General features: G+C 71.7%; 19 protein-coding genes and 1 pseudogene. 11 read left to right on the top strand and 9 right to left on the bottom strand.

Going from position 1 to position 22,033, the window contains the following annotated elements; translation table 11 throughout:
• Positions 1-26: 26 nt before the first annotated feature.
• A complete protein-coding gene (locus AC3AGO_RS02610; protein WP_487818441.1) occupies positions 27-881 on the bottom strand; it encodes an alpha/beta fold hydrolase in 855 nt (284 codons plus the stop codon).
• A gap of 309 nt (positions 882-1,190) precedes the next feature.
• Between AC3AGO_RS02610 and AC3AGO_RS02605 the strand changes: the two genes are divergently transcribed.
• Both AC3AGO_RS02605 and AC3AGO_RS02600 read left to right on the top strand, forming a co-directional pair.
• Positions 1,191-2,117 (top strand): sugar phosphate isomerase/epimerase family protein, encoded by a 927-nt coding sequence (locus AC3AGO_RS02605; protein ID WP_487818440.1) that lies wholly within the window; start codon positions 1,191-1,193, stop codon positions 2,115-2,117.
• Entirely contained in the window at positions 2,114-2,974 is an 861-nt protein-coding gene (locus AC3AGO_RS02600) for a sugar phosphate isomerase/epimerase family protein (RefSeq protein ID WP_487818439.1), read from the top strand. Before AC3AGO_RS02605 ends, AC3AGO_RS02600 begins: the two co-directional genes overlap by 4 nt.
• Before the next feature lie 135 nt (positions 2,975-3,109).
• On the opposite strand, the gene AC3AGO_RS02595 is transcribed toward AC3AGO_RS02600, so the two are convergent.
• The 3 genes from AC3AGO_RS02595 to AC3AGO_RS02585 form a co-directional block, all read right to left on the bottom strand.
• Positions 3,110-4,114: a Gfo/Idh/MocA family protein gene (locus AC3AGO_RS02595; RefSeq protein WP_487818438.1), complete on the bottom strand. Its 1,005-nt coding sequence runs from the start codon at positions 4,112-4,114 to the stop codon at positions 3,110-3,112.
• Between the two features lie 82 nt (positions 4,115-4,196).
• The gene (locus tag AC3AGO_RS02590) at positions 4,197-4,988 is read right to left on the bottom strand and encodes an SDR family oxidoreductase (protein WP_487818437.1); all 792 of its coding nucleotides are present in this window, start codon (positions 4,986-4,988) and stop codon (positions 4,197-4,199) included.
• An 81-nt stretch (positions 4,989-5,069) separates the two neighbouring features.
• Positions 5,070-6,209: a phytanoyl-CoA dioxygenase family protein gene (locus tag AC3AGO_RS02585; protein ID WP_487824516.1), complete on the bottom strand. Its 1,140-nt coding sequence runs from the start codon at positions 6,207-6,209 to the stop codon at positions 5,070-5,072.
• Between the two features lie 262 nt (positions 6,210-6,471).
• On the opposite strand from AC3AGO_RS02585, the gene AC3AGO_RS02580 reads away from it, so the two are divergent.
• From AC3AGO_RS02580 to AC3AGO_RS02565, 4 genes and pseudogenes are all read left to right on the top strand, one after another.
• On the top strand, positions 6,472-7,518 hold the full coding sequence (locus AC3AGO_RS02580; RefSeq protein ID WP_487818436.1) for a LacI family DNA-binding transcriptional regulator: 1,047 nt from the start codon (positions 6,472-6,474) through the stop codon (positions 7,516-7,518).
• A 316-nt stretch (positions 7,519-7,834) separates the two neighbouring features.
• On the top strand, positions 7,835-9,205 hold the full coding sequence (locus AC3AGO_RS02575; protein WP_487818435.1) for a NucA/NucB deoxyribonuclease domain-containing protein: 1,371 nt from the start codon (positions 7,835-7,837) through the stop codon (positions 9,203-9,205).
• A 13-nt stretch (positions 9,206-9,218) separates the two neighbouring features.
• Positions 9,219-9,704 (top strand): hypothetical protein, encoded by a 486-nt coding sequence (locus tag AC3AGO_RS02570; protein WP_487818434.1) that lies wholly within the window; start codon positions 9,219-9,221, stop codon positions 9,702-9,704.
• A gap of 304 nt (positions 9,705-10,008) precedes the next feature.
• A pseudogene (locus tag AC3AGO_RS02565) lies at positions 10,009-11,188 on the top strand (Cmx/CmrA family chloramphenicol efflux MFS transporter).
• 20 nt (positions 11,189-11,208) lie between these two features.
• On the opposite strand, the gene AC3AGO_RS02560 reads toward AC3AGO_RS02565, so the two are convergent.
• From AC3AGO_RS02560 to AC3AGO_RS02550, 3 genes are all read right to left on the bottom strand, one after another.
• The gene (locus AC3AGO_RS02560) at positions 11,209-12,150 is read right to left on the bottom strand and encodes a glycoside hydrolase family 16 protein (RefSeq protein ID WP_487818433.1); all 942 of its coding nucleotides are present in this window, start codon (positions 12,148-12,150) and stop codon (positions 11,209-11,211) included.
• A 182-nt stretch (positions 12,151-12,332) separates the two neighbouring features.
• Positions 12,333-13,589: an FAD-dependent oxidoreductase gene (locus AC3AGO_RS02555; RefSeq protein ID WP_487818432.1), complete on the bottom strand. Its 1,257-nt coding sequence runs from the start codon at positions 13,587-13,589 to the stop codon at positions 12,333-12,335.
• A 189-nt stretch (positions 13,590-13,778) separates the two neighbouring features.
• Positions 13,779-14,459 (bottom strand): GntR family transcriptional regulator, encoded by a 681-nt coding sequence (locus AC3AGO_RS02550; RefSeq protein WP_487818431.1) that lies wholly within the window; start codon positions 14,457-14,459, stop codon positions 13,779-13,781.
• A 143-nt stretch (positions 14,460-14,602) separates the two neighbouring features.
• On the opposite strand from AC3AGO_RS02550, the gene AC3AGO_RS02545 reads away from it, so the two are divergent.
• The 4 genes from AC3AGO_RS02545 to madM all read left to right on the top strand — a co-directional run bounded on the left by AC3AGO_RS02545 (position 14,603) and on the right by madM (position 18,855).
• Complete coding sequence (locus tag AC3AGO_RS02545) at positions 14,603-16,000, top strand: malonyl-CoA decarboxylase domain-containing protein (protein WP_487818430.1); 1,398 nt, start codon at positions 14,603-14,605, stop codon at positions 15,998-16,000.
• A gap of 22 nt (positions 16,001-16,022) precedes the next feature.
• Complete coding sequence (locus AC3AGO_RS02540; RefSeq protein WP_487818429.1) at positions 16,023-17,549, top strand: AMP-binding protein; 1,527 nt, start codon at positions 16,023-16,025, stop codon at positions 17,547-17,549.
• A gap of 129 nt (positions 17,550-17,678) precedes the next feature.
• Complete coding sequence (gene madL, locus AC3AGO_RS02535; protein WP_487818428.1) at positions 17,679-18,089, top strand: malonate transporter subunit MadL; 411 nt, start codon at positions 17,679-17,681, stop codon at positions 18,087-18,089.
• A gap of 1 nt (position 18,090) precedes the next feature.
• Positions 18,091-18,855, top strand: coding sequence for a malonate transporter subunit MadM (gene madM, locus AC3AGO_RS02530; RefSeq protein ID WP_487818427.1), 765 nt, complete (start codon positions 18,091-18,093; stop codon positions 18,853-18,855).
• Between the two features lie 98 nt (positions 18,856-18,953).
• Here the strand turns inward: madM and AC3AGO_RS02525 are convergent, their stop codons facing one another.
• On the bottom strand, positions 18,954-20,534 hold the full coding sequence (locus AC3AGO_RS02525; RefSeq protein WP_487818426.1) for a GMC family oxidoreductase: 1,581 nt from the start codon (positions 20,532-20,534) through the stop codon (positions 18,954-18,956).
• 201 nt (positions 20,535-20,735) lie between these two features.
• On the opposite strand from AC3AGO_RS02525, the gene AC3AGO_RS02520 reads away from it, so the two are divergent.
• A complete protein-coding gene (locus tag AC3AGO_RS02520) occupies positions 20,736-20,918 on the top strand; it encodes a chaplin (RefSeq protein WP_487818425.1) in 183 nt (60 codons plus the stop codon).
• Positions 20,919-21,037: 119 nt separating this feature from the next.
• Here the strand turns inward: AC3AGO_RS02520 and AC3AGO_RS02515 are convergent, their stop codons facing one another.
• Positions 21,038-22,027 (bottom strand): LLM class flavin-dependent oxidoreductase, encoded by a 990-nt coding sequence (locus AC3AGO_RS02515; RefSeq protein ID WP_487824515.1) that lies wholly within the window; start codon positions 22,025-22,027, stop codon positions 21,038-21,040.
• Positions 22,028-22,033 lie beyond the last annotated feature (6 nt).

The following is a 22,033-nucleotide window of genomic DNA, read 5'->3' as shown; positions in this document are numbered from 1 at the left end:
CCCGGGTACGGGCAGGGCCCGTTCTGCTACGGCACCGGCTGTGCCCGAGTGGGGACCGTCAGGAAGTCGGCGATCTCGCGGGTGACGCGCCGCGGGGCGTCCTCCATGACGAAGTGACCGGCCCCGGGGACGACGACCAGCTCGGCGCCGGGGATGTCGCCGCTGAGCCGCTGGGCGTAACTCAGCGGCTGCCACTGGTCGTTCTCGCCCCACAGGATGCGCACGGGCATGGTCAGGGAGGCCAGCCGGCCGGTGATCTCCTCGGTGTACCGCGAGTCGTAATGCCGCACCTGGTGCTCGAAGAAGGAGGCGCGGCCCAGCGCCGACCGGTGCGGGGCCAGGTACGCCTCCAGCGCATGGCCGGCCATCGCCTCTCCGTCCTCGACGGTCATCTTCAACTGCCGGGTGAGCAGGGCGTCGAACGCGTCCCGGGAGAGGTTCATGTGGTCGTCCAGCCGCTCGTCGATGATCTTCCGCCAGGTCGGGGACGGCCAGGAGTCGTAGCTGACGGTGTCGATGAGCATGAGGCGTCGTACGCGCTCCGGGTGGGCGATGGCGAAGCGCTGGCCGACGGCGCCGCCGATGTCGTGTGCGACGAGGTTCACCGAGTCCAGGCCCAGTTCGTCGAGGAGGGCTTCGAGCAGGCTGGTCTGCGCCGCGACCGAGGTGTCGCGGTGCACGGGGCGCTCGGAGAGGCCGTAGCCCAGCAGGTCGTAGGCGAGGGTGCGGTAGCCGGCCGCCTCGATGTGCGGGACGACGTCCCGCCACTCGTGGGAGTGCGAGGGCGTGCCGTGGAGGAAGACCACGGGCTCGCCCCGGCCGCGGTCGCGGCAGGCGAGGCGTACGCCGTCGACGAGGAGGTCGTCGGTGAGGAAGGTCATGGGCTCTCTCCGTGGGTGACCGGGTGTTCGCGGGCATCGTGTAGACCGATCTGTCTACAAGCTGTGACTATACAGATCGGTATACCGGCGTGGTCAACCCGAGGCCCCCGGCTCCACGCGAGGCCCCCGGCTCCGGGCGAAGTCCCGGCTCTACGCGAAGCCTTCCCGTCCCGGATCGCTTCCTGCGGGGTTCTTGAGGGGTATTTGAGGGCCGCGCGCCTCTTCAGGACCGCGCCGTGCCGTGTCTAGCCTGGCGGGCGTGTCCGTGGGCGGCCGAGGCCCACGGCCTGTCGAACGAGAGGCGGCCGCATGCACCCCGACCGCACGATGTCCACCGGCCACCCGCACCGGATCGCGGGCGCCCCCATCTCCTGGGGCGTGTGCGAAGTGCCCGGCTGGGGCTACCAGTTGACGCCCGAGCGGGTGCTTCAGGAGATGGCGGAGGTCGGCCTGTCGGCCACCGAGACCGGCCCGGACGGCTTTCTGCCCGGCGACCCGCAGGCACTGGCCGGCACCCTCGCGCGGCACGGCCTGGAGTGCGTCGGCGGCTTCACCCCGCTCGTGCTGCACGTCCCCGACCACGACCCGCTCCCGGAAGTGGAGCGGCTGCTGGAGGGGTACGCGAGCACGCACGCCGACACCCTGGTGCTCTCGGCCGCCACGGGACTGGACGGCTACGACAGCCGCCCCGTCCTCGACGAGCGCGGATGGAAAGTGCTGCTCTCGAACGTGGACCGGCTGGCGCGGTACGCGGCGGAACACGGCGTACGCGCCGTCCTCCACCCGCACGTCGGCACGATGATCGAGAACGGTGAGGAGGTCCGGCGCCTCCTGGAACACTCCTCGATCGCCCTGTGCCTGGACACCGGCCATCTGCTCATCGGGGGCACCGACCCCGCCGAGCTGACCCGGCAGGCCCCGGAACGCATCGCGCACACCCATATGAAGGACGTGGACGGCCAGTTGGCGGCCCGGGTCCAGTCCGGCCGCCTCACCTACACCGAGGCCGTACGCCAGGGCATGTACAGGCCGCTGGGCACGGGCGACGTGGACGTACAGGCCATCGTGGAACACCTCGCCCGCTGCGGGTACGACGGCTGGCACGTACTGGAGCAGGACACCATCCTGACCGGGGAACCCCGCGGCAGGGGCCCGGTCGAGGACGTGGCGGCCAGCCTGGAACACCTGCGTACGGTGCTGCGGCGCGCCGGGAACGGGGGCACCCGCACCCCATGACCCGGCACAACGACGCACTCCTGGCCACCTGTTGGACCACCGCCGGCGACACCGGGCCGCACCGGGACGAGCCCGCCAGTCCGTTGCCGCTGCGCGAGCGCATCGAGGCGGCCTCCGCCGCCGGCTTCCGCGGCTTCGGACTGCTGCACGCCGACCTCGTCGCGGCCGGGGAACGGTACGGTCTTCCGGCCATCCGCTCCATGCTCCAGGACAACGGAATCGACCATCTGGAGCTGGAGTTCCTCACCGACTGGTGGGCCGAAGGACCCCGCCGCCGGGCCTCGGACGCCACCCGGCGCACCCTGCTGACCGCGGCCGAGGCGCTGGGCGCCCGGCACCTCAAGGTCGGCCCGGACGTCACCGACGCACCGTGGGACGCGGACAACTGGGCGTGGGAATTCGCCCAGTTGTGCTCCGAGGCCGAGGACGCGGGGACGCGTGTGGGCCTGGAATTCCTCCCCTGGTCGAACATCAAGACGGTGCACGACGGGCTGCACCTCGTACAGCAGGCGCAGCATCCTGCCGGCGGCCTCATCGTCGACGTCTGGCACACCGAACGCGCCGCCACCCCGCCCGCCGACCTTGCCGCGCTGCCGCCCGAGCGCCTCGTCGGCGTCGAACTCAGCGACGCCGCGCCGCAGATCGTGGGCACCCTCTTCGAGGACACCGCGCACCGCCGACTGCTGTGCGGCCACGGCTCGTTCGACCTGCCCGGCATCATCCGTGCCCTGCGCACCGCGGGCTTCACCGGCCCCTGGGGTGTGGAGATCCTCTCGGCCGGACACCGAGCCCTTCCGGTGGCCGAGGCCGCCGACGCGGCCTTCCGTACGGCAGCGGAGCAACTCGCCTCCGCCTGACCGTCCGGGACGAGGGAAAACCGTCCGGGACGAGGGGAAGGGGGCCGGACCGGAAACGCCACCGGCCCGCCCCCTCCTCTCACTCGTGCCGTCAGAGCGGAGCCGCCCCGCCCGAGGTGAGGCCGGCGGCGCCCCTCAGACGGCCGGCACCTCGTCCAGGCGTACGGGGCGCCGCTCGTGCAGGGAGAGCGCGCAGGCTTCGGCGATGCGGCCGGCCTCCACGGCGTCGGCGACGGTGCAGGGGGAGGTGCGCGTACCGGCGACGACCTCGGTGAAGGCGGTGAGTTCGGCGCGGTAGGCGGTGGCGAAGCGGTCCATGAAGAACTGGTGGGCCGGGCCGGCGGGGAAGGCGGCGCCCGGGTCGGTGGAGCGCAGCGGCAGCCCGTCCTCCAGCCCGGCCGCGACGCTGTCGCGCATGCCGTGCAGCTCCAGGCGGGTGTCGTAACCGGCCGGATTGTGCCGGGAGTTGGAGACCACGGCGAGTGTGCCGTCATCGAGGGTCAGGATGCTGGAGGCGGTGTCCACGTCGCCGGCGGCGGCGATGTAGTCGGCACCGCGGTTGCCGCCGGTCGCGTACACCTCCACCACCTCGCGCCCGGTCACCCAGCGCACCGTGTCGAAGTCGTGCACGGCGCAGTCGCGGAAGATGCCGCCGGAGACGGCCACGTACTCCGGGGGCGGCGGAGCCGGGTCGAGCGTGGTGGACCGTACGGTGTGCAGATCGCCGAGCTCGCCGGAGACGACCGCGGCGCGGGCTGCCGCATAGCCGGGGTCGAAGCGGCGGTTGTAGCCGATGTGCACCTCCACGCCGCTGCCCGCGACCTCGCGGGCCACCTCGGCGCTCTCCTCGACCGTACGGGCGACCGGCTTCTCGCAGAACACCGGCAGGCCCGCCTGCACGGCGTCCAGGATCAACTGCGGGTGGGCGTCGGTGGCGGCGGCGATGACCACCCCGTCGACGCCGGCGGACAGTACGGCCTCGGGCGAGTCGACCGGACGGGCGCCGAAGCGCTCGGCAACGGAAGCGGCCGCCGCCGGTACGGGATCGGTGACCACCAGGCTCTCGACGGCGTCGATGCCGGCGAGGGTCTCGGCGTGGAAGGAGCCGATGCGGCCCAGTCCCAGAATGCCAATGCGCATGGGGAGTTCGTCTCCAGGTGTGTGAGCGGAGGGGGACGGGGGGCGGGAGCGAAGGGGAGCCCGCCCGTACGGCACAGGCCGGTCAGTCGAAGGCGCCGGGAACGGTCTGGTCCCAGTCGATGACCGAGCCCGTCGCCACGCCGGCGCGGTCGGACAGCAGCAGCACGACCATGGCGGCGATCTCGTCGGGCTGTCCGAGCTTGCCCATCGGCAGTGCGCGGGCGGCCTCTTCGCGCCAGGTGTCGTCCGCGCCGTGGTACGTGCGCTGGATCGCGTCCTCGCCCTCGGTCTCGGTCCAGCCGATGTTGAGGGTGTTGATACGGATGCGGTCCCAGCGGTGCGCGTGCGCCGCGTTGCGGGTCAGCCCCGCCAGTCCGGCCTTCGCCGCGGAGTACGGAGCCAGGTGGGGCGGGCCGCCGTGGGCGCAGTTGGAGCCGATGTTGACGATGGAGCCGGGCGCCGTACGGGCGGTCATGTCGGCGACGGCGGCCTGCATGGCGAAGAACGGGGCCTGCAGATTGACGGCCATGTGCGCCGCGAACAGCTCCGGTGTGGTGTCCAGCAGCGACCCGCGCGAGGTGAGCCCGGCGGCGTTGACCAGACCGTCGATGCGGCCGTGCGCGGCCACCACCTGCTCGACGCTGCCGCGCGCCTGCTCGGGATCGGCGAGGTCGGCCCGTACGAACGCGGCCGTGCGGCCGTCCGCCGCCAGCTCCTCGACCAGGGCCTCGCCCGCCTCGGGGCGGCGGCCGGTGACGGTGACGGCCGCCCCCTCCCGGGCGGCGGCGCGGGCCACGGCGGCGCCGACGCCCTGACTGCCTCCGTTGACAAGGACGACCTTGCTTTCCAGAAGTGCGGTCTCCAGCAGTGCCATTGCGGGGAGTTGTTCCTTTCGGTTCGTACGGTTCTTACGGAGCGTGCAGGGCGTACGGGGCGTACGGGGCGGGGCCGGCGTTCAGCTGCGGCGCCGGGCGGCCTGGGCGTCGAGCCGGGCGCGCAGCGCGGCGGGCGACCGGTTCTGTTCCAGCGCCTGCCACACCAGCTCGGCCTGGGTCGGGGGCGCGAAGCTGTCGAGGTCCCGGTCGAGGTTGGTGGGGAAGGGGTAGCCCTCGGCCGCCGCGGCGATGACGTTGCGCAGCCAACTCTCCTCGGCACCCGCGGACTTGCGCTGCCGCAGCACCGGATAGACGGCGGCCGCCACGGCCCCGGTGTCCACGGTCTCCATGGCGCGGCCGAACGCCGAGGAGACCTGGAGCAGATTGGCCATGCGGCGGGTGCCGGTGGAGCGGTTGTGGCCGGCGCCGTGGAACAGGGCGGGGTTGAAGAAGACCGCATCGCCCTTCTTCAGCGGCAGCTGCACGTGGTGCCGGGCGAAGTAGTCGATGAACTCCGGGCGGCGCCAGGCGAGATAGCCCGCCTCGTACTTCTGCGAGTGCGGCAGATACATCGTCGGACCGGACTCCACCGGCATGTCACCGTGCGCCACCGCGCCCTGGAGCGTGAGCACGGGCGAAAGCCGGTGGACGTGGGCCGGGTAGGCCGCGGCCTTGTCGGCGGTGAGGAAGCCCAGGTGGTAGTCGCGGTGCGGGCTCTGCGCGGCACCGCCCGGCCTGACCACGTTGATCTGTGAGGTGACCTGGTAGCCGGGGCCGAGCCAGGCCTCGCTGACGAGGGCCAGCATGTCGTTCGCGTAGTAGTCGGCGAACACGCCGGGAGCCGCTGCCGCCAGCTTCTCCAGTGCGTTCCACACGCGGTCGTTCGCGCCGGGCTCGGCGAAGTGGTCGCCGCTCTCCGGTGCGCCCTCCCGTTCCTGCCCGATCAGGTCCTCGAAGGCGGCAGTGGCCCGGTCGACCACGCCGGTGTCATCGAAGGCCCCCTGCAGCACCACGATGCCCGGCCCGTCGAGCATGGCGTCCACCAACTCGCCCTGAACGGCACGTCGTTCGTCGTGGTGGACGGTCGCCTTCCGCAGCCGGGCGCAGTCGTAGAGCGGAACGTTCCGGCTGATGCGCTCGGCATGCGGGTAGCGGTCCGGGTCGGTGGTCTGCTCGACCACTGCCCGGAAGTCGTCCAGCGAGCAGTCGGCCTCACGCAGCCAGGCCGGGGGAGCGGAGGAGGCCGGGGGAGGAACGGAAGAGGCCGGGGGAGTGACGGAAGAGGCCGGGGGAGTGACGGAAGAGGCCGGGGGAGTGACGGAAGAGGCCGGGGGAGGAACGGAGGAGGAAGCCATGAGACGTCGGTGTCCTTTCACTGGCCGGGAACCTCTGCCAGTGTTGTGAGTCATCCGCCTCGCAGGCAATCCTCAGCCACCCATCAAAAACCCCTCAAGGACCTCAAGACCTCAAGGAGCAGTCCCGATGGCCCACCCGTACCCGATCAAGGAGATAGCCCGCCAGGCCGGACTGAGCGAGGCCACCGTCGACCGGGTGCTCAACCAGCGCGGGGGCGTACGGGCCTCGACCGTCGCCGAGATCGAACGCGCCATCGCCGATCTGCACCGGCAGAAGACCCAACTGCGCCTGACCGGGCGCACGTTCATGCTCGACATCGTCATGCAGACGCCCGACCGCTTCTCGACCGCCGTCCGGACCGCGCTGGAGGCCGAACTCCCCGCCCTGCACCCGGCGGTGATGCGCTCCCGCTTCCACTTCCGCGAGACCGACCCCGACGGTGAACTCGTCGGCACCCTCGACAAGATCGCGAAGCGGGGCACGCAGGGCGTCCTCCTCAAGGCCCCCGACACCCCCGAGGTCACCGCCGCCGTCGGCCGTCTGCACGCCGCCGGCATCCCCGTGATCACCCTGATGACGGACCTGCCCGGCAGCGCCCGTACGTCCTACGTCGGCATCGACAACCGCGCCGCCGGCACCACCGCCGCCTACCTCGTCGGGCAGTGGCTCGCCGACCGGCCCGGCAACGTCCTGACCACCATCAGCCGTACCGCGTTCCGCGGCGAGGAAGAGCGCGAGATGGGCTTCCGCAGCGCCATGCGCGCCGCCCACCCGCACCGCACGCTGGTGGAGGTCGCCGACGCCGACGGACTGGACGCCACCCAACACCGGCTGGTCGCCGAGGCGTTGGAGAAGGACCCCGGCATCCGCGCCGTGTACTCCATGGGCGGCGGCAACGCGGCCACCCTCGCCGCCTTCGACGAAATCGGCCGCCCCTGCGACGCGTTCATCGCCCACGACCTCGACCACGACAACACCCGCCTGCTGCGCGAACGCCGGCTCTCCGCGGTCCTCCACCACGACCTGCGCCACGACATGCGCCGCGCCTGCCAACTGATCATGCGCGCCCACAAAGCCCTCCCCGAAGAGGGCCCCACCCTCCCCTCACCCATCCAAGTGGTCACCCCGTACAACATGCCCCCGGACAACGGCCCCGCCCGCGACAGCACGTGAACGCCGCACGGGGGACGGGGACTTGGCCATGACGGTTTCCCCGGGCGTGCGAGTCGCCGCTCATTTCACGTCATGTGCCGTCCCACGCCCCGCATGAGCAACAGCAAGCACTCTGGTCGCACGTCACAGGCGCGTCGTGGTGCCCCGCAGGGCGCAGAGCGGGGCAGTAATCGGGGAGCTTCGAGCCGTACGGTGTGGCCGGATACTGCAGGGTGAATTCCGGCCGGGCGTAAAGTGCTCATTGGCATGCACATGGCGTTCACGGGGGAGCGTCCACGCGTACCCCTGTCACGTCTGACCAAGGGGGAAGCCGCGCATGAGACGTTCATGGCGAACTGTCGTCGCCGCACTCGGATTGACATGTCTGCTGCTCGCGCCCGAATCCGCTGTGGCGGTCGACGGCTCCGGCAGCACGGGGCGTACCGCAGCGGAATCCGGCTGGACGGGGCGCACGGTCAAGGACTCCGACAGCACCACGACTCGGGTGCGCTTCAAGGTGGAGCACAGCGGAGAATCCCAGGGGGAAGGCAGTGATCCCCGCAGCTTCTCCGAACGCAGGGCCCACAAGCCGCTTCCGCAGGAGACCGCTCAGGAGGCAGAGCAGCGGCTCGCGGCCTCGGAGAAGCTCCAATCGCTGCGCCGTGCGGGGAAACTCTCCACCAAGCAGGCGAAGACTCCGGGGGCCAAGGCCAGGACACCGGACATCAACATCTGCATGGCGAATGACAAGACGTACACCCGCAAGGGCTGGGTGGTGGACCACGACTTCTCCTGCCACGGCGGGACCGTGCCGTTCTTCAAGGAGAAGTGCCTGATCGGGAACCGCCTGTGCTACGAGGTCGGTTCGGGAAGCTTCCGCATGACGACGATCGGATACGGCAACGCCGGCGCCCGGACCATCGAGTACGTGACCCTGATGGACAAGGTGCGGCGCACCGGCGACACCGCGGGGCTCAGCGGGAGGGACCGGCTGCGCTGTAACGGCTACCAGTCCCAGAAGTGCCGGCCGAGCCCGGACAACGGGCGCCGCGACTCGCTCGACAGCTGGCAGAACGGATTCCCCAGCGCCTACTACAAGTTCAGCTCCCCGGAGGCGGACGGGCTGGGTGTGGACAAGCTCACCTGGTTCGACACGATCAAGCTGATCAACATGTACTACCGGGGCACGAGCATGGGCGAGAGCAACCTCGGGGGCGGAGGCTTCCGCTGTGACTCGGCGACCTACCTCCGGGGGAATGAGGGTTGCGTGTTCGACGAAGTGAACTCCCTCTACAGCCCCCGGCGGGGAAATCCGAAGACCAAGGAGACCGCGCAGCACATCTACGACGCGCAGCACCACCCGGGGGACACGCACCCGAAGAAGCAGGGGAAGAAGATCCCGGGTGCGGTGAGCAGCGGCCGGCCGCTTCAGCGCGCGTACCACGACACAGAGTTGCGGGACGCGAACCGCAGGAAGGCCAAGCGGACGTGCCGCGCGGTCTGGCCCGGTTACTCGAAGAAGGGCAAGGAGTGCGACGAGTATCCCTTCGCCTCCACCTACCAGGGAGCCTCCACGGCGGCGGGCAACTATTCGGCGCGCCCTGTGACGGGCCGCGACAACGGTAAGGAAGGCTCGCTGCGTGGAGCCTGGTATCGCGACGAGCGCATCCTGGACTTCGACAGCTTCTACGTACACGTCCGGAACTGACGGAGCATCGACGATGACCGACTCACTGCCGCACCGGCTTCTCGCCACACGAACCGATCAGCCGCGGGTCGAGCACCACACGTACCTGCTGCTCGATCCGCATGGGGACGAGTCCCCGCTGTCGACGGCCGATGTGGACGAGGACCGTGTCGTGGACGCCGGTACCAGGGGCGGCGGGGCCGCCTTCTGGACCGGCGGCAACGACTTCCATCCGACCGTCCGCCTGGAATCGTGGTCGGGTCCGGCGCCCGCACCCGAGGGGGAGTGGGACACGGTCGACGAGGTCGATGTCGAGATGCCCAGCGGTACCGCGCTGGTGACTCCGATGGACCGGCCGGCGACGTGTGAGGAACTGGAGTTGGGCCATCCCGGTTGGTACCGCCTGCGGGCCGCCTCCCGGGGACGCATGGAGGCCGCCGACCGTGCGGAGGAGGACGACTTCTTCCACGGAGTCGAAGAGTGGGTCCTCCAGCTGTGGCCCCGCGACGGGCAGAACTGAGCATCTGCGGGCTGCTTCCGGCACGTGTACGTCAGGTGCAGCGGCACCCGGCGTACACGTGCCGCCGCACGGCGCAGAAACCCGTGTGCCGGTGCCGGGGCCGGTCCGGTAGCGTGCGGGGTATGTCGAGCCCCGAGGCGTCCAGGGTGGGGGCTTTCGGTCACGCCGTCAGCTCCCTGAACCACTGAGTCCGCACTTCTGATGTCCCGCCGCGTCCCGCGGCGGCCGGACGCGTGCGCCCACGGGTGCTGACCGCGGTGACGAGACGTCTCCTCTCGCTTCTCATCACCCCGGAGCCTGCTCGATGCCTCTCCCGCTGTATCTGCTCGCCCTGGCCGTCTTCGCCATGGGCACCTCGGAATTCATGCTCGCCGGCCTGCTGCCGGACATCGCCCCGGACCTCGGCGTGAGCGTCGCGACCGCGGGCACAGTCACCTCGGCCTACGCGGTCGGAATGATCGTCGGCGCCCCGCTGGTGGCCGCACTCGCCCGCGCCTGGCCCGCCCGTACGAGCCTCCTGGCCTTCGTCCTCGTCTTCGCCGCGGCCCACGTCGTGGGCGCCGCGACCGCGAGTTTCCCGGTCCTGTCCGCCACCCGGATTGTCGCCGCGCTCGCGAACGCGGGCTTCCTCGCCGTGGCGCTGACGACTGCCGCCACCTTGGTCCCGTACGAGAAGAAGGGACGCGCACTGGCGGTCCTGCTGGCCGGTACGACGGTGGCCACCATCGCCGGCGTACCGGGCGGTTCGCTGCTCGGCGCCTTCCTCGGCTGGCGGGCCACCTTCTGGGCCGTCGCCGTCCTGTGCCTGCCCGCGGCCCTCGGCATCCTCCGCGGAATCCCCGCGCGCCGTACGGGAGATGACGCCGTCGGCGAGCCCGCTCTGCGCGCGGAGCTGGCGCAGCTGAAGCGGCCGCGGCTGCTGCTGGTCATGCTGCTCGGCGCGTTGATGAACGCGGCGACGTTCGGCAGTTTCACCTTCCTCGCCCCCCGTCGTCACCGGCACCGCCGGACTGGGCGAACTGTGGGTCTCCGTCGCCCTGGTGCTCTTCGGCGCCGGTTCGTTCCTCGGCGTCACCGTCGCAGGGCGGCTGTCCGACCGGCGCCCCGGCCCGGTCATCGCCGTCGGCGGACCGCTGCTGCTCCTCGGCTGGCCGGCCCTGGCCGTGCTGGCAGACGAACCGGCCATGCTGCTCCTTCTCGTGTTCGTCCAGGGCGCGTTGTCGTTCGCGCTGGGCAGCACGCTCATCACGCGAGTGCTGTACGAGGCGGCCGGAGCGCCCACCATGGCGGGCGCCTACGCGACCGCGGCCCTCAACGTCGGCGCCGCGCTCGGCCCCCTCCTGGCCGCGACCACCCTCGGCACGGCGGCCGGGAACCTCGGCCCCCTGTGGTCCAGTGCCTTCCTCGTCCTTCTCGCCCTGTGCGTCGCGTTCCCGCTCCGGCGCGTGCTCTCAACCCGGCCGCGCGGCAAGGTACTTCAGTGACACCGCAGCCGTCCGGCCCCTCAACCCCGGCCGTAGGTGAAGGCCGCCACCCAGGTGATGTCGAGCTGGGCGCTGCTGCCCGGTGCGGCACCCGGGCCCTCCAGGGCGCTCTCGTTCTGCAGCACCCAGGAGAGGGGCCGGTCGGGGACGTTGCGCGTGTCGTGGCCGATCTGCCGGCCGTCGACGAGGAACCGCACATGGCCGGGGGTCCACTCGGTGGAGACCGTGTGCCACTCGGTCCAGTCGACCCTGGCGGGGAACGTGCCCTGTTCTCCGCCGCCGCAGGGGTGGTGGAACGCGCTGATGCCTCCCGTCCACTCGCCCTCGGGATGGTTCATCTCGCAGCCCCCGCCGTAGTGCAGCCAGGCCGACTTGTACCCCGGGCTCACGTCGGTGACCTTGATGCGGGCGCTGTACTTGCCGTACTTCGTCTGCATCACGGCACGCGGGACAACCGCCGCGGCGTGTACGGGCCCTCCGTCGCGCGGCCGCCACATACGGATCCGCATCCGGCCGTCGCCGTCGGACGCGGGACCGACGCTCACCGTGTCCTCGGGGTGGTAGACGCCGACGACCTCACGCCCGCGGTCGTTGGCGGTGTCGCGCCAACCCGTGGGGTACGCCCACCAGTTGGCGCGGTACGCACCGCGCAGCCCGGCGCAGTACGCGGCCCGGGTCTCCGCGGCGTTGTCGCAGTCGCTGAAGGCACCCAACGGCACGCGGTCCCCGTTGAAGTCCTCGGCCAGGACCTGCCGGAACCGTACGCAGTCGCCGCGCGGCAGCTGCGTACCGGCGACCCGGCACGCGTCCGGCGACCGGTCCCGTGGCGCGGCGGCCCGCGCGTCCGCCCCTTCGGCGCCCGGCGCGTCCGACGCGTACAGCAGGGCGGCGGGCAGGAGCGCGCCGAGTACGGCGGCCACCCAGCGCCTGCGCCGCCGCGGTGCCGCTGCGTGTGAACCCATGGGGTGCCTCCCGGCCGGGGCGCGCCCCGGTGCGGCGCGGGAGACGCGGGCACGGTGCGCTGCGAGAGCGGACGCAGCATCGTGACCGTACGGGGGCGCGCCGCGCCAGAGGCCGGGCGGGATCCGTTCCCGGCTGTGGACGCGGCGGCGTTACACGGGTAGCGGCCCAACACGCGGTCGGATCACGGCCGTTGTTCGCTCCGACTCTGACCGGGCGTACGGCGCGCGTACGCGGGGGCGTGTTCGGGGCGGAAGCCGACACCGATCAGATGGGCGGGCACGGCGGACAGCTGCGGCACGTACCGGAGCATCCTGGCCAGTGGCTTGGGCGGGCCGCTGCGCCGGCCCTCGATGGTGGGCGCGATGACGGCCCGGTGCAGCATCCGCTGAAGGGCCTGCACCGCGGCGGTCGGCAGCAGGCGGCGGGCGCGGACCCGGTCCAACGTGCGGCCGGTGACCCGGCCTTGGCGCAGGGGCCGGGCCAGTACGTGCGCCGCCGCGACGGCGTCCTGGACGGCGAGGTTGATGCCCACGCCGCCGACCGGCGACATCGCGTGCGCCGCGTCGCCGATGCACAGCAGCCCCGGCTGGTGCCAGCGCGGGAGCCGGTTGAGGCGTACGTCGAGATGCTTGACGTCGTCCATCGACTCCAACGTGTGCACGCGGTCGGCGAATTGGGGCATGCAGGCGGCGATCCGCGCACGGAAGCGTTCGATGCCCTCGGCGCGCAGCGCGGCCTCCTGCCCCTTCGCGATCATGTATCCGATCTGGAAGTAGCCCTCGCGCGGAATGGAGACCGCCACCTCGCCGCTGCGCAGCGTCGGCCCCAGCGCGCCCTCGTTGTCGCCGTCGTGGCGGGGGAGGCGGAACCACCACACGTCGATGGGGGATGGGTACTCCTCGGGGCGGAGCCCGGCCGACCTGCGGGCGAGCGACCAGCGGCCGTCGCAGGCGACGGTGAGATCCGCGCGCAGCTCGCCGCTGTCCCCTGCCGTGGTGCGGTAGCGCACTCCGCGGGCCGCGCCCCCTTCCACGAGCAGCTCGGTGACCTCGGTGCTCATCCGCAGGCTGAAGGTCTCCTCCTCCTTGCCTGCGGCGGCGAGCAGGTCCAGCAGGTCCCACTGCGGAACCATCGCGATGTACGGGTGGGCCACCTTGAGCCGCCCCAGATCGCCGAGGACGAGCTTGTCACCGGCCTCGGTGGTGAAGGCCAGCTCGCTCAGCCTGCTCTGCGGCAGCTGCGCGAACCGGTCGCCGAGCCCGAGTTCGTCGAGCAGTTGGAGCGTGGAGGGGTGCACGGTGTCGCCCCGGAAGTCGCGGAGGAAGTCCGCGTGCTTCTCCAGCACGGTCACCTCGACACCCGCGCGGGCCAGCAGCAGCCCGAGCATCATGCCCGCAGGGCCGCCGCCGACGATGGCGCAGGTCGTGCGCTCGGTCATCGTTCCGCCTCTCGCCAGTATTCATCACCTGTTGAATAACCACTCTGGCGCGCCACAGCACACAGCGTCAAGACCGTTCGCGGTGGCGGGGCGGTGGGGTGGCGGGGTGGTGGGTGAGTCCCTACGCGCGCGACGTACGGCGCCGGCGACGAGGCCCCCGGCGTGCGGGGTCGAGGGGCCGCGGTGTGCTCAGCCGGCGGGCTGCGGTGTCGGGCCCTTCAGTTCGCGCCAGATCCGTACCAGCTGGCTGAACTCCTTGACCTGGACGAGGACATGGTCGCGGGCGGCGTTCTCCGCGGTCTCGGCGTCACCGGCGGCGATGGCGTCGGCGATCGCGCGGTGCTCGGTCAGGGAGCGCCGCATGCGGTCCGGCACGCGCAGCTGCAGCCGCCGGTACGGCTGGAGGGCGCGCTTGAGGGCGTGGGCCTGGTGGCGCAGGTATGCGTTGCCGCAGGAGTCGTAGACCGTGTCGTGGAAGCGGGCGTTGGCGTAGTAGTAGGGGTCGGCGTCGCCGGCCAGCGCGTGCTTCTCGCACTCCCGCAGCGCGCTTTCGAGCGCGTCCAGCGACGCCCGCTCGATGCGGCGGGCGGAGAGCCGCGCCGCCATCCCCTCCAGTTCGGCCATGACCTCGAAGCGCTCGGCCAGTTCGGAGACGCTCAACTCGGTGACGTAGGTGCCCTGTTTGGCGCGGATCTGCACCAGGCCGGAGCGTTCCAGGGCCTGGAGCGCTTCCCGTACCGGCGTGCGGGAGCAGCCGAACTCCCGCTCCAGCTGTGCGGGGTCCAGGCGCTCGCCGGGCCGGTACTGGCCGTCGACGACGGCGTTCTCCAGCGCGTCCCGCACGCGCCGCGATTCCGGGACTCGAGCCATGTGCACCTCCGGATGCCCAGGTTAGCCGGTCACTCCGAGCGCCCCAGGGGGTAGCGCGCCGCACGGCAGTGACCTACGGTGCCACTGTTATATACATCAAGGGCCTTGTTGCATATCAAGGCGTGGCGTGGGGAGGCCCGGCAGTGGAACATCACGACGGCTGGCTGCTGACCGATCTGCACCGGGCGCTGGGGCAGCGGCAGGGCGAGGGGCCGGCGGACGCAGAGTCCCAACGGCCCCCGCTGGAACAGCTCCTCGCAGCCTGCGACGTCCTGATGAGCGACGTGGGGGAGGCCTCGCTGCGCGCGGTCGCCGCACGGGCCCTGGCCGCCTACGGCGCGCTCGACGACACCGGCAAGCGTGACTTCTTCACCCACGTCACCCGGACCTACGACGCCGACGCGGAGCAGGTCCGCGCCGCCTTCCGCCAGTGGGAGGCGGCCAGGGGCGCCGGATCGCAGGGCGGAGAGGAACTCGTGCGGCTCTTCGACGTGGTCGAGCCCGCCCGCCAGCAGCTGCTCCGCCGGATGAACCACGCGCCCCACGCCACGCCCGGCCTGGTCGGCATGCGTGCGGACCTGCGCAGGATGCTGCCCCGCCACCCTGAACTGCGGCCCCTGGACCACGACTTCCACCACGTACTCACCTCCTGGTTCAACCGCGGCTTCCTCCGCATGGCGGAGGTCACCTGGGACTCGCCGCGGGAACTGCACGACCACCTGCTGGAGGGCGAGAAGGTCCACCCGATGGCCGGCAGAGCCGAACTGCGCCGCCGGCTGCAGCCCGAGGACCGCCGGGTCTACGCCTTCTTCCACCCGGCCACCGGCGACGTACCGCTGATCTTCGTGGAAGTCGCCCTCGTACGCGGCATGCCGGACAGCATCGGCCCGCTGCTGGAGCCCGGCCCGGCGCTCAGTCCCGCGGACGCGGACACCGCGGCGCTCTACTCGATCAACAACGCCCTGGACGGGCTGGCCGGAGTCTCCTTCGGCAGCTTCCTCATCAAGCAGGTGATCGAGCACGTGGGGGAGCAGCTGCCGCACCTGACGCAGTTCGCCACGCTCTCGCCCATCCCCGGCTTCCGGCGCTGGCTCACGGACCGGGCCGAACAGGAGCCGGAACTGCGGGGCCTGGAACGGGAGTTGGAGGCCGCGGAAGGGGAGGGGACTCTCGAAGCGGCGGACGTGGAGCGGATCCGTCCCCGCCTCCTTCCCGCCCTGGCCCGGTACATCGCACTCGAACGGCGCGACGACGGCCGCCCGCTCGACCCCGTCGCCCGCTTCCACCTGGGCAACGGGGCCGCCGCCTGGCAGCTGAACTGGCCGGCGAACAGCTCACCCGAAGCCTGGCGCCAGTCCTTCGGCGCGATGATCAACTACTGCTACGAGCCGTCGCAACTGGAGCGCCGGCACGAGGACTTCGTACGCCGCCGCACCGTCGCACTCGGCGGACCGCTGCGCGAGGCCTTCCCCGACACCGAGGGCCGCGCGACACCGCCCGCCCGGGAGACGCCCACCGGGTCGCACGACCAGGACGCATAGAGGAGAGAGAGGAACACCCCCGATGGCACCCTTCCCGACCATCCACCGGTCCTTCGCCGAGCAGGTCGAACGGCACCCGGACAAGGCGCTCTTCGAGCTGCCCGGCGGGCGCGACATCACCTACCGTGAGACCGCCCGGACCGTGCAGCGGATCGCCGCCCGCCTCCTCGCCGACGGCGTCACCCCCGGAGACCGGGTCGCCATGCAGGTGGAGAAGTCCCCCGAGGCCATCGCGCTGTACCTGGCGACACTGCAGATCGGCGGGGTGTTCCTGCCGCTCAACACCGCCTACACCGGTGCGGAGATGGAGTATTTCCTCGGCGACGCCCGGCCGCGCGTACTCGTCTGCTCCCCGGAGCGCCGGGCGGACCACGTGCACCGCGAAGCGGAGGGGACGCTCGTCGTCGAAACCCTCGGCACCGCGGGCGACGGCAGCCTCCTGGAGAGCGAGGACCGGTACGAGGAGACCTTCGACGCCTCGGCCGGGGACCCGGCGGCGATCCTCTACACCTCCGGAACCACCGGACGCTCCAAGGGCGCGGTCCTCACCCACGACAATCTCGCCTCCAACTGCCGCGCGCTGTGCGAGGCCTGGCAGTTCACCGCCGAGGACCGGCTCATCCACGCCCTGCCCGTCTTCCACATCCACGGGCTCTTCGTCGCCGCCAACATGGCCCTGACGACGGGCGCCTCGCTGTACTACCTGCCGAAGTTCGACACCGGGGCGATCCTCGACCTGCTGCCGCGCGCCACCGTGCTCATGGGCGTGCCCACCTTCTACACGCGGCTGCTGAAGAGCGAGCGGCTCACCGCCGAAACCTGCGCCGCGATGCGGCTGTTCGTCTCCGGCTCGGCCCCGCTGCTCGCCGACGACCACGAGGCTTTCGAGGCGCGTACGGGTCACGCCATCCTGGAGCGCTACGGGATGACGGAGACCGGTATGAACACCACCAACCCGTACGAGGGCGGACCGCGCAGGCCCGGCACCGTCGGAAAGCCGCTCCCCGGTACCGAACTGCGCGTGGTGGACGGCGAGAGCGGCAGGGAACTGCCCGACGGCGAGACCGGAAGCGTCGAGGTCCGCGGCCCCAACGTCTTCGCCGGCTACTGGCAGATGCCCGAGAAGACCGCGTCCGAGTTCCGCGAGGACGGCTTCTTCATCACCGGCGACCTCGGCCGCATCGACGAGGACGGCTATCTGCAAATCGTCGGCCGCGGCAAGGACTTGGTGATCTCCGGGGGCTTCAACGTCTACCCCAAGGAGATCGAGGAACTGCTCGACGCCCACCCCGCCGTACTGGAATCCGCCGTCATCGGCGTCCCCCACCCGGACTTCGGCGAGACGGTCGTGGCCGTCGTCGTCCCGGCTCCGGGTCAACAGCCCCAGGAGCGGGAGCTGTTGGACTCCATCGCCGGCGACCTCGCCCGCTTCAAGCACCCGCGTGCCGTACGCGTCGTCGACGAGCTGCCGCGCAACGTCATGGGCAAGGTGCAGAAGGCCGAACTGCGCGGGCGCTACAACGACCTGTTCGCCGGCGTGGAGGCCTGAGCCACAGCACCACCGAACCCCCTTCCCACAGCAGAACAAGCCCACCACGGGCCGGCCGCGTACGAAGGAGGCCGGCCGGCCCAGCCCTGTCCTTTTCCGGTTTCTCAGTCTCTCAACGTGGAGTAGACGATGGTCATCTATGGAGTGGCGGCACTCGCCGTCTGCATGCTCACCGGCACGCTCGTCGGCGAACTCCTCGGCGACGCCGTGGGCGTCGACGCCAATGTCGGCGGAGTCGGGTTCGCCATGATCATGCTGGTACTGGTCACCGGCCACCTCCGCCGGAAGGGCAGGTTCCCCCAGGCCACCGCGCAGGGCGTGGTCTTCTGGAGCGCGATGTACATACCCATCGTCATCGCCATGGCCTCCACCCAGAACGTGGTCCAGGCAGTGACCGGCGGCCCGATGGCGATCCTGGCGGGCCTCACGGCGCTCGCCGCGGGAGGCGCCCTGGTGCCCGTACTGGCCCGCATCGGCGAACCGGCGCAGCCGCTGCCGCCGATGAGCGCCGACGAGACCGACGAGATGGTGGAGGCCTGACATGGACCTGTTCATCTCGGTATTCAAGGACAACGGCCTGCTCACGGCATTCGCGGTGGTCGGCGCGCTGATGCTGTTCTCCGGATGGCTCTCCAAGACGCTGACCCACGGCCGGCTGCAGGGCTCCGCCATCGCCATCCTCCTCGGCCTGGTGCTGGCCTACTGGGGCGGTTCGGTGACCGGCGGCGAGGCCGGACTGGCCGACTTCGCCGCTTTCTCCGGGCTGAGCGTGATGGGCGGTGCGATGCTGCGCGACTTCGCGATCGTCGCCACCGCCTACGGCGTCGACCTTCAGGAGATCAAGCGGGCCGGAATCACCGGCGTGCTCTCGATCGTGCTGGGCGTACTGGTCTCGTTCGTGGCCGGCGCCGTCATCGCCGCGGCCTTCGGCTACACCGACGCCGCCTCGATGGCGACCATCGGCGCCGGCGCGGCCACGTACATCGTCGGTCCTGTGACCGGCACCGCGGTCGGCGCGAGCTCCGAGGTGATCGCCCTGTCCGTGGCCGCCGGACTGGTCAAGTCCGTTGTGGTGATGGTCGGGACACCGCTGGTCGCCCCGCTGATCGGCCTGAACAACCCGAAGTCCGCCATGGCGTTCGGCGGTCTGATGGGCACGACCTCGGGCGTGGCCGGCGGGCTGGCGGCCACCGACAAACGGCTGGTGCCGTACGGCGCGATGACCGCCACCTTCTACACGGGAGTCGGCTGCCTGCTCGGCCCGTCCCTGCTGTACGTGACGCTGCGGGCGATCGTCGGCGGCTGAGGGAGCCCCCTCAACCGCCGTACCTGCGGCGCCAGTTGCGGGAGGCTGCCGAGCGCGCTGCGCGGGGCGGCGGTCCGCGCCGGGGCCCGCCGCGCCGCTCAGCCCGCGGCGTCCTCGCGGATCAGATCCGCCGCCCTCTCCGCTATCGCGACCGTGGGGGCGTGTGTGTGGCCGCGGGTGATGCGCGGCATGACGGACGCGTCGACCACGCGCAGCCCCTCGGCGCCGCGCACACGAAGACGCGGGTCCGTCACGGAGCGCCCGTCGTTGCCCATTCGGCACGTGCCGACAGGGTGGTAGAGCGTCTCCGCCGACGCGCGGACCGAGCGGGTCAGCGACGCGTCGTCGGTCACGCCCGGATAGGCCGCCATCGGTTCGGAGCGGTACGGGGCGAGAGCCGGCTCGTCCATCAGCTTCTCGGCCGCGCGGACGCCCGCGACCAGGGTGCGCAGGTCCTCGTCGTCGGACAGATAACCCGGGTCGATACGGGGGCGGTCGAGGCCACGGGCCCCCGGAGTGATGTGTCCCTCGCTGCGCGGCTGCAGCAGGATGACGCCGATGGTGATGCCGTGCTCGGTGGGCGGGGTCAGCCCGTGGTTCACGAACGGCACGGGCGCGAAAATCAACTCGATGTCGGGAGCCGCGAGTTCGGGCCGTGTCTTGATGAACGCGACGGCTTCGCCGACGTTCGAGGTGAGCGGTCCGCGGCCGCCGAGCAGGAACCGCGCGATGTTGGCGGCGGAGTCCGCGCCGGTGAGCGAGACGGGGCGCGGGCAGCGCACGGTCACCGGGTAGGAGAGGTGGTCCTGGAGGTGGCGGCCCACATCCGGGGAGTCGATCCGGGTGTCGATCCCGGCCGCGACGAGGGTCTCGGGGTCGCCGACGCCGGACTGCTGGAGCAGCTGCGGGGAGCCGATGGCGCCGGCGCTGAGGACGACCTCGCGGGCGGCGCGCAGCGTGCCGCCCGTGGTGACGACTCCGGTGGCGCGGCTGCCGTCGAACTCGATGCCGGTGACGCGGGTGTCGGTCAGGATCTCCAGGTTGCTCCGGCGCGCGGCGGGCCTGAGATAGCCGTCGGCGGCGCTCCACCGCCGGCCGCGGCGCTGGTTGAGCGGGGTGATGGCGAAGCCGGAGTGGTCGGGTTCGTTCAGCTGCGGCAACTCCCGCAGTCCCTGGGCGCGGCAGGCGTCGAGGAAGGCGGACGTGGTCGGGTTCGGATGCCGCGGCGGTGAGATGTGCAGCGGGCCGCCCGACCCGTGCACGGTCTTCTCTCCCACGGCGCCCGTCCAGTTCTCGGCGCGCCGGAAGTACGGTGCCAGTGCGTCGTATCCCCACCCGGCTCCTGCGGCCTCGCCCCAGGCGTCGTAGTCGGCGCGGTGCCCGCGCACCCACATCATGGCGTTGATCGAGGAGGAGCCGCCGAGCGTGTGGCCGCGCGGCCAGTACAACTCCCGGTCGTCCAGGGCGGTTTGCTTCTCCGTCGCGTAGTCCCAGTCGTAGGGCGTCTTGAACAGCTTGGGGAATGCGGCCGGCATCCGGATCTCCGTCTTGCGGTCGCGCGGACCCGACTCGACAAGCGCGACACGTACGGACGGGTCCTCGCTGAGCCTCCCCGCCAGTACACATCCGGCCGACCCGGCCCCGACGACGACGTAGTCGTAACCACGGTGCTCGTTCAACGCGTCTCCCTCGACGGTCCCTTGATGAATGCACATGTCAAACGCAGCCTGTCTACACGGCATGCGAAAGCGCGCATAGGGCGCCACCGGGGATTCCGGGCCGACGGCCGACGTGCGGGCCGTACGGGCCGCCGGATCGGCGTAGCAGGACGGGCAGCGGCAGGTCACGGTGACGGGGAACCGTCACCGATGGGAGACCCCATGCGTATCCGTACAGTCATCGCCGCGGCCGTGCTCGCCGCCGTCACCGTCCTCGGCGGGGCCGGCCTCGCCGCAGCCGACGAACCCAAACCGGGCGACCTGATCACCAAGCCCCTGGGCATCCCGCAGGGACTGCTCCAGGGGGCGATCTCCGCCGTCGGGGGAAGCGCGCCGGCAAGCTGAGCACGATCCCGCGACGGAGCCCCGGGGATCACGGCCCCCGGGGCTCCGTCGCGTCGCGTCGCGTCGCGTCGCGTCACTTCGCTTCGCTGAGCGCGGCGCGCCGCGTGCCGCGTGCCGCCCTACGCCACGGGCGCGAGGACGCGCGCGAGCCGCGTGAGCGCCGCCATCTTGTCGGCCTCGACCGGGGTGAGGACGACGCCGGTGGCGCCCGCCCGGTGCCGGGCCGTGAGCTGGGCGCGGACCTGTCCGGGCGTGCCGGCCAGGGCCAGTTCGGCCACCCAGGACGCGGGCAGGGTGGCGGCGAACTCCTCGGGGCCGCCGCACTGTTCCCGGTGGCGGGCCAGTTCGCCGGCGAAGGGCAACTGGGCGATGTGCGGGGCCCAGTCGGGTTCGCCGACCGACGTCAGTCCCGCGCGGGCCTGGTCCACGGCGGCGTCGGCGTCGTCGTCGACCACGGCGATCTCGTACGTGACGACCTCGGGGCCGTTCGCATCCGCCGCGCGAACTCCCATGTGACGCAGGGATTCGGCGATGTACGGGGGCGGTGCGGGCTCGGCCAGGAGTACGCCGTCCGCCGCTTCTCCCGCGACCGCCTGGGACTTGGGACCGCGTACGCCGAGGACGACCGGGGGAACGCTGTCCGGGACCTCGCCGATGACGACGCCCCCGGTGCTGACGTACCGGCCGTCCGGCGGGCCCGGTTCGCCGCGCAGCAGCGTGCGTACGGCGGTGGCGTACTCCCTCAGGAGCGTGAGCGGGCTGGCCGGCCACGCCCCCACCTGGCGCATCCACGCGGGCATGCCGTGCCCGATGCCCGCGATGAGCCGTCCGGGGAAGAGCTGGGCCAGGGTGGCCAACTCCATTGCCGCGAAAGCCGCGTTGCGCGCGCCGGCCGGCATGATGCCGATGCCGACGACGATGCGGTCGGTGGCGGCGAGTACGGCGCCGGCCTGGGCGATCCCGCCGCGGAAGCCGAGGTCCTCGACCACCCAGAGTTCGCCGAAGCCGAGTTCTTCGGCGCGGCGGGCGAAGGGCAGCACCTGCCCGGCCGGCAGGTCGCGGGGCAGCAGGACGCCCACGCGGTCGCGGGGGAGCGGCGCGGTCGGCACAGTCAC

Source organism: Streptomyces sp. BL1 (assembly GCF_057628045.1).
Note: the sequence above shows the minus strand (reverse complement) of the source record. Positions and strands in the feature narration are given on the sequence as shown.